The organism is Campylobacter sp. 2014D-0258 (assembly GCF_008000495.1).
Lineage (GTDB): Bacteria > Campylobacterota > Campylobacteria > Campylobacterales > Campylobacteraceae > Campylobacter_D > Campylobacter_D jejuni.
This window is the reverse complement of sequence record NZ_VOAR01000030.1, coordinates 56,362-70,325: the sequence shown is the minus strand read 5'-3', so window position 1 is coordinate 70,325 and position 13,964 is coordinate 56,362. Positions and strand designations below refer to the sequence as shown.

At 31.0% G+C, this 13,964-nt stretch carries 16 protein-coding genes; 11 read left to right on the top strand and 5 right to left on the bottom strand.

Features of this window, described 5'->3' with window-relative positions; all coding sequences use genetic code 11:
- Positions 1-70 precede the first annotated feature (70 nt).
- The 3 genes from SR62_RS08995 to SR62_RS08985 all read left to right on the top strand — a co-directional run bounded on the left by SR62_RS08995 (position 71) and on the right by SR62_RS08985 (position 2,812).
- Positions 71-472, top strand: coding sequence for a hemerythrin domain-containing protein (locus SR62_RS08995; protein ID WP_002892690.1), 402 nt, complete (start codon positions 71-73; stop codon positions 470-472).
- A gap of 177 nt (positions 473-649) precedes the next feature.
- Positions 650-1,831, top strand: coding sequence for a NifS family cysteine desulfurase (locus tag SR62_RS08990; RefSeq protein WP_002869476.1), 1,182 nt, complete (start codon positions 650-652; stop codon positions 1,829-1,831).
- 9 nt (positions 1,832-1,840) lie between these two features.
- On the top strand, positions 1,841-2,812 hold the full coding sequence (locus SR62_RS08985) for an iron-sulfur cluster assembly scaffold protein NifU (RefSeq protein WP_002840050.1): 972 nt from the start codon (positions 1,841-1,843) through the stop codon (positions 2,810-2,812).
- Between the two features lie 23 nt (positions 2,813-2,835).
- Here SR62_RS08985 and SR62_RS08980 read toward each other — a convergent pair whose 3' ends face one another.
- Positions 2,836-4,719, bottom strand: coding sequence for a mechanosensitive ion channel family protein (locus SR62_RS08980; protein ID WP_002892689.1), 1,884 nt, complete (start codon positions 4,717-4,719; stop codon positions 2,836-2,838).
- Positions 4,716-5,351 carry a carbonic anhydrase gene (locus SR62_RS08975; protein WP_002859401.1) on the bottom strand — a complete coding sequence of 212 codons (636 nt, stop codon included), beginning with the start codon at positions 5,349-5,351 and terminating at the stop codon, positions 4,716-4,718. The genes SR62_RS08980 and SR62_RS08975 overlap by 4 nt, the downstream gene beginning before the upstream one ends.
- A 160-nt stretch (positions 5,352-5,511) precedes the next feature.
- Here SR62_RS08975 and SR62_RS08970 point away from each other — a divergent pair, with 160 nt between their 5' ends.
- The 7 genes from SR62_RS08970 (at position 5,512) to SR62_RS08940 (ending at position 10,673) form a co-directional block, all read left to right on the top strand.
- Entirely contained in the window at positions 5,512-6,207 is a 696-nt protein-coding gene (locus SR62_RS08970; protein WP_002851668.1) for a Bax inhibitor-1/YccA family protein, read from the top strand.
- 103 nt (positions 6,208-6,310) lie between these two features.
- Positions 6,311-6,682 (top strand): preprotein translocase subunit SecG, encoded by a 372-nt coding sequence (gene secG / locus SR62_RS08965; RefSeq protein ID WP_002854650.1) that lies wholly within the window; start codon positions 6,311-6,313, stop codon positions 6,680-6,682.
- Positions 6,683-6,691: 9 nt separating this feature from the next.
- On the top strand, positions 6,692-7,255 hold the full coding sequence (frr, locus tag SR62_RS08960; protein ID WP_021137781.1) for a ribosome recycling factor: 564 nt from the start codon (positions 6,692-6,694) through the stop codon (positions 7,253-7,255).
- Between the two features lie 2 nt (positions 7,256-7,257).
- Entirely contained in the window at positions 7,258-7,866 is a 609-nt protein-coding gene (pyrE, locus tag SR62_RS08955) for an orotate phosphoribosyltransferase (protein ID WP_002892688.1), read from the top strand.
- Positions 7,867-8,277, top strand: a complete 411-nt coding sequence (locus SR62_RS08950; protein WP_002892687.1) for an RDD family protein — start codon at positions 7,867-7,869, stop codon at positions 8,275-8,277. It begins immediately after the preceding gene.
- A 13-nt stretch (positions 8,278-8,290) separates the two neighbouring features.
- Entirely contained in the window at positions 8,291-9,313 is a 1,023-nt protein-coding gene (locus SR62_RS08945; protein WP_002892686.1) for a ribonucleotide-diphosphate reductase subunit beta, read from the top strand.
- Positions 9,300-10,673, top strand: coding sequence for a nicotinate phosphoribosyltransferase (locus SR62_RS08940; protein WP_074484198.1), 1,374 nt, complete (start codon positions 9,300-9,302; stop codon positions 10,671-10,673). The genes SR62_RS08945 and SR62_RS08940 overlap by 14 nt, the downstream gene beginning before the upstream one ends.
- On the opposite strand, the gene SR62_RS08935 is transcribed toward SR62_RS08940, so the two are convergent.
- Positions 10,642-11,190: a gamma carbonic anhydrase family protein gene (locus SR62_RS08935; protein ID WP_002874478.1), complete on the bottom strand. Its 549-nt coding sequence runs from the start codon at positions 11,188-11,190 to the stop codon at positions 10,642-10,644. The two genes, SR62_RS08940 and SR62_RS08935, sit on opposite strands and share 32 nt — an antisense overlap.
- A gap of 88 nt (positions 11,191-11,278) precedes the next feature.
- On the opposite strand from SR62_RS08935, the gene SR62_RS08930 reads away from it, so the two are divergent.
- Complete coding sequence (locus SR62_RS08930; protein ID WP_002874477.1) at positions 11,279-11,908, top strand: protein-L-isoaspartate(D-aspartate) O-methyltransferase; 630 nt, start codon at positions 11,279-11,281, stop codon at positions 11,906-11,908.
- Positions 11,909-11,927: 19 nt separating this feature from the next.
- Here SR62_RS08930 and SR62_RS08925 read toward each other — a convergent pair whose 3' ends face one another.
- Entirely contained in the window at positions 11,928-13,115 is a 1,188-nt protein-coding gene (locus SR62_RS08925; RefSeq protein ID WP_074484197.1) for an aspartate aminotransferase family protein, read from the bottom strand.
- Positions 13,116-13,118: 3 nt separating this feature from the next.
- Positions 13,119-13,964, bottom strand: coding sequence for an acetylglutamate kinase (argB, locus tag SR62_RS08920; RefSeq protein WP_074484196.1), 846 nt, complete (start codon positions 13,962-13,964; stop codon positions 13,119-13,121).

The window sequence follows — 13,964 nt, the reverse complement described above, 5'->3', positions numbered from 1 at the left end:
AATAAAATTTTAAGTATTATAGCATTATAATCCGCTCTCGAAAAATATAAATATAAAAGTACTCAAAACCATGATTTATAATGAAAAAATTATTTCAATGAATAATGATCTTTTAGATCATCAACATAAAGAACTTTTTGAAATTTCTAAAAAACTCTCTTTAATGAACCAATGTCATGTTGGAACAAAAGAATTAAAAATTGTCTTAAGAGAGTTGTTGATAATGATCAATAGACATTTTTCAGATGAAGAAACCTTTATGAGAAAAATAGAATATCCTTATATCAACCATCATACAAGAATTCACAGAAAAATTATCTTAGAAATTGAAGAAATTATCATCAGTGAAGCTAAATTTGTAAATATAATGACCGAAAAATTAAATCTCGTTGTTCAAGATTTTATCTTTAAACATACAGCCAAAGAAGATTCAAAAATAGTAAAGTATTACGAAGAAAAATTTAAGAAATAGTATTTCTCATTTTTGCTATATAAAATTCACAAAATATTTCACTTTAAAATTTTACTTTAGCATTTTATTTTTGTTATAATTTTTAACCTAATTTTTATAAATTTTTGTTATTATCCGTTTTCAAATAAAGATAAAAAATATCCTAATTAAAATTAAGGATAAATTAAGGATTTTAAAGTGAAAGTATATTTAGATAACAACGCAACGACAATGCTTGATCCTAATGCTTATGAGTTGATGCTACCTTTTTTAAAGGATATATATGGAAATCCAAATAGCCTTCATCAATATGGAAGCGCAACACATCCTGCCTTAAGAGAAGCTTTGGATAAACTTTATGCAGGACTTGGAGCAAATGACTTAGATGACATAGTTATAACCTCCTGTGCGACAGAAAGCATTAACTGGGTGCTTAAGGGTGTGTATTTTGATTACATTTTAGATAAAGAACGCAATGAAGTGATTATTTCTAGTGTAGAACACCCTGCTGTTACTGCTGCTGCTTATTTTTTAAAAAGTCTTGGAGTAAAAGTCATAGAACTTCCTGTAAATGAAGAAGGAGTTTCTACTGTAGAAGATTTGCGTAAAGTGATTAGCGATAAAACAGCACTTGTAAGTGTTATGTGGGCAAATAATGAAACAGGTATGATTTTTGATATTAAAGCGATGGCAGAACTTGCGCATGAATTTGGTGCTCTTTTTCATACAGATGCTACTCAAGCAGTAGGTAAAATAAAGGTTAATTTAACTCAAGTAGGAGTTGATTTTGCTTCATTTTCGGCACATAAATTTCATGGACCAAAGGGTGTGGGTGGACTTTTTATAAAAAAAGGACTTAAGCTTACTCCACTTTTACACGGTGGAGAACACATGGGTGGTCGTAGAAGCGGAACTTTAAATGTACCTTATATAGTGGCTATGGGCGAGGCTTTGCGTATTGCAAATACTATGCTTGATTTTGAAGATTCTCATATACGCCGTTTAAGAGATAAACTAGAAGATCAAATTTTAGCCCTGCCTGATACAACAGTGGTTGGAAAAAGGGAACACCGTGTGCCTAATACAATCTTAGCAAGTATTAAAGGAGTTGAAGGCGAAGCAATGCTTTGGGATTTAAATAAAAATGGTATAGCTGCAAGTACGGGCTCAGCCTGTGCAAGTGAAGCTTTAGAAAGCAATCCTATTATGGAAGCTATCGGTGCGGAGCATGATTTAGCGCATACAGCTTTAAGGCTTTCTTTGTCACGTTTTAACACTGAAGAAGAAATTGATTATGCAGCAAAACAAATTAAAAATGCAACACAGAGATTAAGAGCAATTTCTTGTACTTATGCTTATAATCCAAATAATTACAAATAAGGATGAAAAATGGGAAAAAATAGTTTAATTGGTGGATCCATTTGGGATGAGTATTCACAAAAAGTTCAAGATAGAATGAATAATCCTCAACATATGGGAGAATTTAGTGAAGAAGATGCTAAAGCACGCAATGCAAAATTAATCGTAGCTGATTTTGGCGCAGAAAGTTGCGGCGATGCGGTAAGACTTTTTTGGCTTGTAGATGAAAAAACTGATAAAATTATCGATGCAAAATTTAAAAGTTTTGGTTGTGGTACAGCTATAGCAAGTAGTGATACTATGGTGGATCTTTGTATAGGAAAAACTGTAGATGAAGCAGTAAAAATCACAAATTTAGATGTGGAATTTGCTATGCGTGATAATCCAGAAACTCCAGCTGTTCCACCTCAAAAAATGCACTGTTCGGTTATGGCTTATGATGTAATCAAACAAGCAGCAGCACATTATAAAGGCATAAGTCCTGAAGATTTTGAAGATCAAATTATAGTTTGTGAATGTGCTAGAGTAAGTCTTGGAACTATTAAAGAAGTGATTAAACTTAATGATTTGCATAGCGTAGAAGAAATCACACAATACACTAAAGCGGGTGCTTTTTGTAAATCCTGTATCAAACCAGGCGGACATGAAAAAAGAGATTATTACCTTGTAGATATTTTAGCTGAAACTAGAGCTGAAATAGATAGAGAAAAACTCAAAAATACAATGAAAAGCGATGTGGCTTTTGATGAAATGACCGTAGTGGGACAATTAAAAGCAGTTGAAAGTGTTTTAGATGCTGAAATTCGCCCTATGCTTCATAATGATGGTGGAGATTTGGAAGTGATTGATATACAAAAGGCTGAAGGTGCAGCAATTGATGTTTATATTCGTTATCTTGGTGCTTGTAGCGGTTGTTCTAGTGGAAGTGGCGCAACACTTTATGCTATTGAAACAATTTTACAAGAAGAATTAAGTCCAAATATACGCGTTATGCCGGTTTAATAAAATAGCAAGATAAAACCTTGCTATTTTATAGCTTTTGCTTGCAAATCAAGGGGTGGTAAATTTTCTATATAAATACTACGACTTGGGAAAGCAAAAGTTAAACCATTTTTTTCAATTATACGCATAAACTCAAGCATTAAACTTTGTCTAGCTTCTCTAAAATCTTTTCCGCCTATTTCTTTGGTATAAAAATAAAGCTCTATATTAATACTACTATCTGCAAATTCACTTAAAGCCACATAACAAGCATTTTTATAGCCTTCTAAATCATTAATAGATACAAGATTTTGACGATATTTTGTTGTATGATCACCATATTTTAATGCGCTATCCTCATCGTGAGCTACTAAATCACTTGTATGCAAAAATTCTCTTAGATCTTTTACGCATTGTTCTAGTTTTTCAGGAGTAGCATCATAACCAACACCCAAATACATTCTAACATGGCGACCCATGCGTCTTTTACTCCAATTTTTGATATTAGCTCCCATAATAGTTGAATTTGGTAAAAATACAAGACAATTATCAAAAGTTCTAATAGTAGTTTTTCTAAGTCCTGTTTCAACCACTGTTCCTTCTATGCCTGAAACCTCTACCCAATCTCCTTGATTAAAGCTATTATCAAAAAGTAAGAGTATAGAAGCAAAGAAATTTGCAATGATATCTTTCGCCGCTAAAGCAACAGCTAAACCACCAATTCCCAAAGATGCAATAATAGCCGAAATATTAAAACCAAGTTGAGCAAGAATATATAATAAAGCTATAATAATAATGACAAAATATAAAATTTTAATAATTAAATTGACAACTTCTTTTTTTCCACTTTTTTGAGCAAGTTTAGAAACCAATACCACGCCATAACCATCAAGCATTCTTAAAATAAGCCATGCAATTAAAACTGCATAAACTATATGAAAAAAATTACTTAAATTTACACTCAAAGGTGCAGGATAAGTTGCTATAGTAAGACAAAGAGAAATAGCATAGACAATCAACAAGAAGCCTATGGGTTTTTTAATATTCTCAATAAAAATGACTTTAATATCATCTACATCATTTTTATTTCTATAAAAAAACTGAACAAGGAAAAAATATACTATATTTGCAAAAAAACGTCTTAAAGATGTAAAAAATACTAAAACCAAAGCAGAAATTACTATTTTTCCGATATTAACAAAACTTACCCCAATTGCCTCATTTATACGATCTATCCAAACTTGAAGCTCGAGTAATGAAAAAATATAATTACTTTCAAGCAAATCTGCATTTGAGCGTAAATACTTAAGAATTTCAGAATAAGAATCTACAGCATTACTGATATATCTTTCTTTTAGGGTAATTTTTTCTAATTCTTCTGGATTTGTAATTTTGCTTTTAAAACTATCTAAATTAACATTAGAAGAATTTTGTAAATTTTCCATTGCCTTATCAACAGTAGCAATCAAATCTTCACTGCTTGCTGTATTTTTAAAAAGTTTTTCCACTTCAAACAAAGAAGAATAAAAACTTTCCACAATATTAAAATAAACTAGATTAAGAGTGGCATCTGTATAAATGTAAGGCTTATTAATATTCTTTTTTTGAACATCTAGTAATTTTTCTTTTGCTTTTAAAAATCTAGCCACTGCCTCTTCATTAATCTTTTGTCCTACTATCATATCGGGTATTTTTGCTAAAATAGTCTTTTTGTCTTTTTCAAATTCACTTAAAATACCATTAAAAGTGCTTGAATTTTCATCATTGTTTTTCTTAAATTCTTTAATTTGATTGTTAAGATCAACATATTTTTCAACTAAAGCATAAATTCCTTCATCTTCTTTACTAATATTCGCATCAATAAATTTAAATTCTTGTGCTCCAAGGTATAAAATAAAAAAACATAAACTAAAAATAATTTTCTTCATTGAACTTTCCTATCCTGTATTAAAGTAAAAATTTTTGCTTTAAAATCATACTCATAAATTTCACCTGTCTCTATAATATAATACCAAGCATGTACTTCTATTTTTCCTTCATCTAAAGCTTCTTGCACGCCTGGATAAGTAAGTATATTTTGCAAAGAATTTACCAAATTTAATTTTTCTGTAAGCCATGAACGCATAGCCAAATCGTCTCTTGCAAAAATCATTACATCTTTTTTTATCGGATCTAACATAGTAAGCCATTTTTTCACATTAGGAATTTTATTTAACTCTTCATCAGAATAATAAAGAGCATTGCAACCTCCACAATTACTATGGCCACAAACGACGATATTTTTAATATGCAATGAATTTAAAGCATACTCTATTGCTGAAGTTGTCGCTAAGTAATCTTCCCCAATGCGATAAGGTGGAACTATATTTGCAATATTTCGTATTACAAAAAGCTCACCTGGACCCGTATTGGTGATCAAATTTGGAATTACTCTAGAATCAGAACAACCTATAAAAAGAGTATGGGGATTTTGCTTATTTTTTAGACTTTCAAAAAGTTCTTCATGCTCCTTAAAGTCTTCTTGCATAAACTTAATCGCACCACTAATAAGATTTTCCATAAAACCAACCTGAAACTAAAATCTTGAAATTATAACAAAATTTCAGCAAAGATTTCATTTAATCATATAGATATTATATAAATTAACTTTTTATTTAGTCTAATATGTTAGATTTCACTCAAGATTTTAAAAAATCTAACAATTTTGCAAGGAGAATTTTATGAGTCTTTATGATAGAGACTACTCAAGATCAAAAGAATTTGAAAATACACGCTCAAGCGAATTAAGTATTTTTATTAAACAAACTTATCAACTTTTTGCTGCTTCATTATTAGCTGCAACAGTAGGTGCGTATGTAGGAATTTTTGCTTTAGCATCATTTTTTATACAATCACAAGTAACTTTTTGGATCCTTTTTGCTGTTGAAATCGGACTTTTATTTGCTTTGCAATGGAAAAAAAGAGAGGCTCCATTAAATCTTGTTTTACTTTTTGGTTTTACTTTCTGCTCAGGTTTAACTCTTACACCTTTGCTTATTTCAGTTTTAGCTCTACCAGCTGGAGGAATTATCATCGCTCAAGCTTTTGCTTTAACAACGGTTGCTTTTGCAGGACTTAGCGTATTTGCTATGAATACAAAAAAAGATTTTACTGTTATGGGCAAAGCTTTATTTATAGTATTGATCGTTATTGTAGCAGCATCTTTACTAAACCTTTTCTTCCAAAGCAGTATAGTTAATCTAGCTATTTCAGCAGTAGCTGCAATATTATTTTCATTTTACATTCTTTATGATACGCAGAATATTATCCGCGGAAATTATGAAACTCCAATCGAAGGTGCAGTAGCACTTTATCTTGATTTTGTTAATCTTTTCGTATCTTTACTTAATATCTTAAGAAGCTTCAATAGCAGATAAATTTTTGTGGGATTTTTCTCACAAAAACTTTTCAAGTTTCAAAACTTTTCAAGTTTTATTTAGCTAAAATAATCATTTAAAAATTAACTTTTAGGAATTTTCAATGATCACTCTTTTAATCATTTTACAATTTATCATCGTTGTAGTTATTTGTATAGCAGTTTTACTTCAAAAAAGTTCAAGTATAGGACTTGGAGCTTATAGTGGAAGCAATGAAAGTTTATTTGGCGCCAAAGGACCAGCTGGATTTTTGGCAAAATTTACCTTTGTTATGGGAATTTTACTTATTGCAAATACTATTGGTCTTGGTTATTTATACAATAAAGCTAGCAAAGACTCTCTAGCAGAGAAAATTAAAGTAGAAAACAACAATACTACTATTCCAAGTGCTCCTATTGTGCCTGCTACCCCAAACACAAATTCTATCGCTCCAAGTGCACCACAACTTCCAAGCGATGTTAATTCAAGTAAATAATTAAAGGAAATGATAATGCTAAATGAAATTTTTAACAAACAAAAAACCCAAAGTGAAAAATCTTTAGAAGCCTTAAAAAAAGACTTCACCACTTTAAGAACTGGAAAAGTTAATACCCATATTTTAGATCATATTACAGTGGATTATTATGGAACTCAAACTCCTTTAAATCAAGTAGCAACTGTTTTAGCAAGTGATGCTTCAACTATTAGTATTACTCCTTGGGAAAAACCTTTACTAAAAACCATAGAAAGCGCTATTGCAGCTGCAAATATCGGTGTAAATCCAAACAATGACGGCGAAAGTGTAAAATTATTTTTCCCTCCGATGACTAGAGAGCAAAGAGAAGAAAATGTAAAACAAGCTAAAGCTATGGGTGAAAAGGCAAAAGTTTCTATAAGAAATATACGCAAAGATGCCAACGATGCAGTTAAAAAACTAGAAAAAGATAAGGCAATAAGCGAAGATGAAGCAAAAAAAGCTTATGATGAAGTGCAAAAACTTACCGACACCTATACAACAAAAATTGATGAGAGTGTAAAAAACAAAGAAAGTGAACTTTTAAAGGTTTAACGATGAATTTAGAGCAAATTTATAAAGATTGTGGTGCTTATTTAGAAGGGCATTTTTTACTAAGTTCAGGCAAACATTCGCAGTTTTATCTTCAAAGTGCAAAAGTTTTAGAGGATCCAAAATTAGCAGCAAAACTTTGTGATGAACTTGTAAAGATTATTGCAAGCTATAAGATAGAATTTGATAGCATTTGTTCTCCTGCTTTAGGTGGAATTTTAGCAGGTTATGAGCTTGCAAGAGCTTGTAGTAAACGTTTTATCTTCACTGAAAGAGTAAATAAAGAAATGACTTTAAGACGCGGTTTTGAAGTAAAAAAGGGTGAAAAATTTATAATTTGTGAAGATATCATTACTACAGGTGGTAGTGCTTTAGAGAGTGCAAAAATCATTGAAAGTTTAGGTGGTATTGTTGTAGGTTTTGCAGCATTGGCAAATCGTGGTTTTTGTGCAGTAGAAAATTTAAAATCTCCAAGAAAAGATAATGCGAAATTACCTGAAAATTTACCACTCTTTACTCTAGGAAATTTTGAATTTGAAATTTATGATGAAACAAATTGTCCACTTTGTAAAAAAGGGAGTAAAGCTATAAAACCAGGAAGTCGTGGAAATTAAATGAAAACTAAAGCAAAAATTAGCTCTAGATGGCTAAGATTTAGAGCTTTGCTTATAGATATTTTTCTTATTTATATTCCTATTTTGTATTTATTTTATTTTCTATTAGGCTCTAAAGAAGCTTTTTTAAACAACCATTTTATCACAACTTTATGTACTTTTTTATTTGGCTTGATTCAAGCTATTTTTTTAACAAAAAAGGCACAAAGCCCAGGTCTTAAAGCATATGATTTATATCTTATTGATATAAAAACGGGAAAGAAACTAAGTTTTCTTAGAATTTTACTAAGATATGTGATATTTATTATAAGTTTTGGCTTACTCTTTGGTTTATTTGTCAGTTTTGTAAGAAAAGATCGTTTAAATTTACACGATATTTTAACTCAAAGTTGTATAGCTACCAAAGCATAAAGAAAGGTTAAAAATGCAAAGAAAAAGAATTTACAATCCAAGCTCAAACGAAACCCTAGGAGATCGTAAAGTTTTTGATGGTAACCCACATGGAATTTTAAATTTCACTAAGGCAAAATATACTTGGGCTTTAAAACTTTGGGATTTAATGGAGGCAAATACTTGGTTTCCAAAAGAAGTGGATACAACTAAAGATGCACTTGATTATCGCTGTAATTTAACTGTAGGTGAAAAAAGAATGTATGATTTGGTTTGGAGTCAGCTTATTTCTATGGATAGTTTTCAAACCAATAATTTAGCAGACAATATCAACCCTTACATCACAGCTCCTGAAATCAATGCGGTTTTAGCACGCCAAGCTTATGAAGAGGCAAACCATTCAAAATCTTACGCTGTTATGGTTGAAGCGATTTGCGATAATACAGATTTGATTTATGAAATGGAAAAGCATGATGAAACTTTGCGTGAAAAAAATGACTTTATTTCAAGCATTTATGAAGAATTAGCAGGCGATGTAGATGATAATAAACTTCTTTTGGCTATGGTGGCAAATCAAATTTTAGAAGGAGTATATTTTTATAGTGGTTTTACTGCCATTTACGCACTTGCACGTGCAGGAAAAATGCTAGGTTCAGCACAAATGATCCGCTTTATCCAAAGAGATGAAATCACACATCTTTTATTATTTCAAAATATGATCAATTCAGTACGCAAAGAAAGACCTGATTTGTTCCATGATGAAAATATCAATAAAATTTATGATATGTTTAAAAAAGCTGGAGATCTTGAGATCAAATGGGGTAAATACATCACTCAAAATCAAATCATGGGCTTTACTGATGATATCATAGAAGAATATATCCATTATCTTGTAGATCAAAGATTAAGTGCGATCAATTTAGATAAGTTATACAATGCAAAACATCCTATTAAATGGGTAGATGATTTTTCAAAATTTAACGATCAAAAGAGCAATTTCTTTGAAAGTAAAGTAACGAATTATTCTAAGGGTAGTATAAGCTTTGATGACTTCTAAAACTTCTTTAGCCTTACTTTGTGATTTTTATGAATTTACAATGTCTCAAGGCTATTTCAAAAACAATAAAAAAAATCAAATTTGTTATTTTGATATATTTTTTAGAAAAATTCCAGATTCAGGTTCTTTTGCTATTTTTGCAGGTCTTGAAGATATTTTAGACTTTGTTGAAAATTTGAGTTTTGATGCAGAAGATATAGAATTTTTAAGAAAACAAGGTATTTTTGATACAGAATTTTTAGATTTTTTAACTAACTTTAAATTTAAGGGTGAAATTTATGCTATGCGCGAAGGAGAAGTGATTTTTCCAAACGAACCTTTACTTTGCGTTAAAGCTACAACCATAGAAGCACAGCTTTTAGAAACTTTTTTACTTTTAAGTTTAAACCACCAAAGCCTTATTGCTACCAAAACCAATCGTATCGTGCGTGCAGCTAAAGACAGTAAAATTTTAGAATTTGGTTCACGCAGAGCACAAGGAAGTGAAGCAGCCTTAAAAGGAGCAAGAGCAGCTTTTATAGGAGGTTGCATAGGAAGTGCTTGTACTTTAGCAGGAAAAATTTATAATATCCCTATCAATGGAACTATGGCACATTCTTGGGTGCAAATGTTTGAAAATGAACTTGAAGCTTTTAAAGCTTATGTGAAAATTTATCCAAAAAATCCTGTTTTTTTGATCGATACTTATGATTGTCTAAATAGCGGACTTAAAAATGCGATTAAAGTTTTTAAAGAATTTGGTATCCAAGAAGGCGGTGTCAGAATAGATTCTGGAAATTTACTTAAGTTGAGTTTGAAAATCAGACAAGAACTTGATCAAGCAGGACTTCAAAAATGTAAAATCATAGTTTCTAACGCCCTTGATGAATGGAGTATTAAAAAACTCAAAGAACAAAATGCACCTATTGATATCTTTGGTGTAGGCGAAAGATTGATCACTGCTTCAAGCGATCCTATTTTTAGTTGCGTTTATAAACTCGCAGCCTTAGAAGATCAAGGCATAAAACCTAAAATCAAAATCAGCGAAAATAACGAAAAATCAACCCTACCTCATTTTAAAAAGCTTTTTAGGGTTTATGATAAAAACACGCAAAAAATCCTTTTTGATGAGCTTTATGTTTTTGACGAAAACCCAAATCAAGATGAAAATTTAGAACGCAAAGAACTTTTAGAATTAGTCTACAAAGAAAAAAGACTTCTTAAAAAGTCATCTTTAAATACTATTCAAGATTATACAAAAGAGCAAATTTCAAAACTCGATGAGAGTTTTTTAGATCTTGATCGTTTTGTGAAATTTGAAGTAAAACTCTCGCCTAAACTTCAAAATATCACTGAAGATCTTTTAAAAACTCGTTTTTAAAATCCACATAATTTAAAGCGGATTGTTTTAGAAAGTTTATTTCTTCATTATTTAATTCACGCACAAATTTTGCAGGATTTCCAAGTATCAAAGAGCGTGGCGGAAATTTTTTACCCTTTGTTACAACGCTTCCAGCACCCACTATGCTATCTTCTTCTATCAAAGCACTATCCATGATAACAGCATTCATTCCGATTAAAACACGATTTTTTATCACACAAGCATGGATAACGCAATTATGTCCTATAGTTACATCATCTCCTATTATCGTAGGAAAACCAGCATCTTTTAACTTTCCTTTTTTATCAAATTCCCTATGCCAAACATGTACCGTGCTAAGATCTTGAATATTGGTTCTTTTGCCAATTTTTATAAAATTAACATCGGCTCTTAAAACACAATTAAACCAAATACTACTTTCATCTCCTATTTCTATTTCTCCTATGATTTTAGCGCCCTCTGCAACAAAAACATTTTGACCTAGTTTGGGACTATGATTTTTAAATTTTATAAGCATTTTTTTCCTTTTTATTTAAGTATAGCTAAGTTTAACTCTATTTCAACTTTTTTAGTTACAATTTTTATTTAAATTTATAGGAGAAGTAATGAACACATTTGAACAAAAAAGATGTCAAAATATGGCTGAAGAAATTGCACAAAAAGTTTTTATCAATGAAGAACTTTTTAATGCTTTTTGTCAAATTCCACGTGAAATTTTTTCTCCTTTAAAAGCCCATGCTTATCGCCTTGATGCTTTGCCTTTAGCAAATTCTCAATGGATTAGTTCACCTTTAACTGTAGCTAAAATGACTATGGCTTTAGATTTTAAAAATGCTGATAGTATTTTAGAGATAGGTTGTGGAAGTGGCTATCAAGCTGCGATTTTAAGCAAAGTCATAAGGCGTGTTTTTACCATAGAACGCATAGAAAATTTAGCCAAAAAAGCCGCTCAAACTTTCAGAGAATTAGAACTTTTTAATATCAATGTAAAATTTGATGATGGACAAAATGGCTGGAAAAATTATGCTCCTTATGATAGGATTTTATTTTCTGCTTATGCGACACAAATTCCTGAAATTTTACTTGATCAATTAAGCGATGACGGTATTTTAGTCGCTCCTATTTTACACAATGGCAAACAATTCATCACACGCCTTAGAAAAAATGGCACAAATTTACAAAAAGAAATTTTAGAAGAATGTTTATTTGTGCCTATAGTAGATGGAAAAGAATAAAATTTTTTTACAAAATTTATTAAAAACTCTTTAGAGCCTTTCTTAACTTTTCACTCATTTCATCAATATGTTCTTTTTGTAAAATCAAAGGAGGTAAAAATCTCAAATCATTCTCCCCGCAACTTATTAATAAAAGTGCATTTTCTTGACATTTTTGAATGACCTTAGCTACTTTTACACTTTTATCAAGACTCAGCCCTTGCATAAACCCTAAGCCTTTGCGTTTTTTACAAAAATCAAATTCATTTATCAACTCATCTAAACTTTGCTCTAAATAAGGCGTGAGTTTATTGACATTTTCTAAAATTTTTTCTTCTTTAAAAATTTCAAAAACTGCATTCACTCCTGCACAAACTAAAGGATTTCCACCATAAGTACTACCATGATCGCCTACTTCTAAAGAATTGCTTGCTACCTTTTGATTTATTACAAAAGCACCCACACTAAGCCCACAACCTAAGGCCTTAGCTGAAGTCATGATATCAGGCAAAATTTGTGCGTGCTCATAGGCAAAAAATTTTCCACTTCTACCCATGCCACATTGAATTTCATCAGCGATTAATAATATATCTTTTTCATCGCAAAGCTTTCTTAAGGCTTTGTAAAAATCTTTATTTGCAGGATTTATTCCACCTTCTCCTTGCACGCTTTCTAAGATAATGGCACAAGTTTTTTCATTCACCAGTTTTTCAACGCTTGAAATATCATTATATTTTGCAAATTTAACCCCTGAAATTAAAGGTTTAAAAGGCTTTTGATATTTTTCATTAGCAGTAAGCGATAAAGCCCCTAAAGTACGCCCATGAAAAGAATGCTTAAAAGCGATAAATTGTCCACCCTTAATACCTTTGTTAAAGGCGTATTTTCTAGCTGTTTTCATCGCTCCTTCTATACTTTCTGTACCAGAATTTGTAAAAAAAACACGCTCTAAAGCACTAGCTTTGGCTAAATTTTTAGCTGCAGCGGCTATGTTTTCATTATAATATAAATTGCTAGTATGTAAAAGTTTATCCATTTGAGCTTTGATTTTAGCATTAAATTTAGCATGATTATATCCTAAAGCACAAACACCTATACCACTTGAAAAATCAAGATATTTTTTAGCCTTATCATCAAAAAGATAAACCCCCTGCCCTTTTTCTAAAACTATATCAAAACGCTTATAAGTAGGGACAATATGACTTTGTTCTTTATAATCCATTTTCATCCTTTAACCCACTAAAGTGCCTATACCTTCATCAGTAAAAAACTCAAGCAATAAAGAATGCTTCACGCGTCCATCTAAAATATGCACCTTTTTGACTCCATTTTCACAAGCATCAATACAGGATTTTAATTTTACATACATACCGCCTTCTATTTTAGGAGCTAAAATTTTAGCTTGTTCAAGGCTAATTTTAGAAATCAAAGAATTTTTATCACTAAAATCCTCATAAAGTCCTGCAGTATCAGTTAAAAAAGCAAGTTTTTCAGCCCTTAAAGCCTTGGCGATCGCACAAGCTACGTCATCAGCGTTAATATTATAAGTATTAAAATCCTCATCCATGCCAATAGGAGCAATGATAGGTAAAAAATCTTTCTCTAAAAGCTCTTCTAAAATTTTCGAATTTACCTTTTGTATCGTGCCAACAAAAGCTAAATTTTCATCTTTTTTCACACATTCTAAAAGCGCGCCATCTTTACCACAAAGCCCTATGGCTTTAACTCCTAAATTTTGCAAATTATGGACTAAATTTTTATTGATATGATTTAAAACCATGCTGGCCACTTCAATAGTGGCTTTATCACTAACCCTAAGACCGTTTTTAAACTCACTCTTTACGCCTAATTTTTCACACATAGCAGAAATATCTTTTCCCCCACCATGTACAATAATAGGCTTTAAACCCACGAGTTTTAAAAGAGCTATATCTTGCATCACACAATGCTTTAGCTCTTCATTTTCCATAGCTGATCCGCCGTATTTTATAAGTATAATCTTAGAATTAAATTTGCGTATATAAGGCAAAGCTTCGATTAAGACATTAGCTTTTTCTAAATATTTTTGCATGATCAT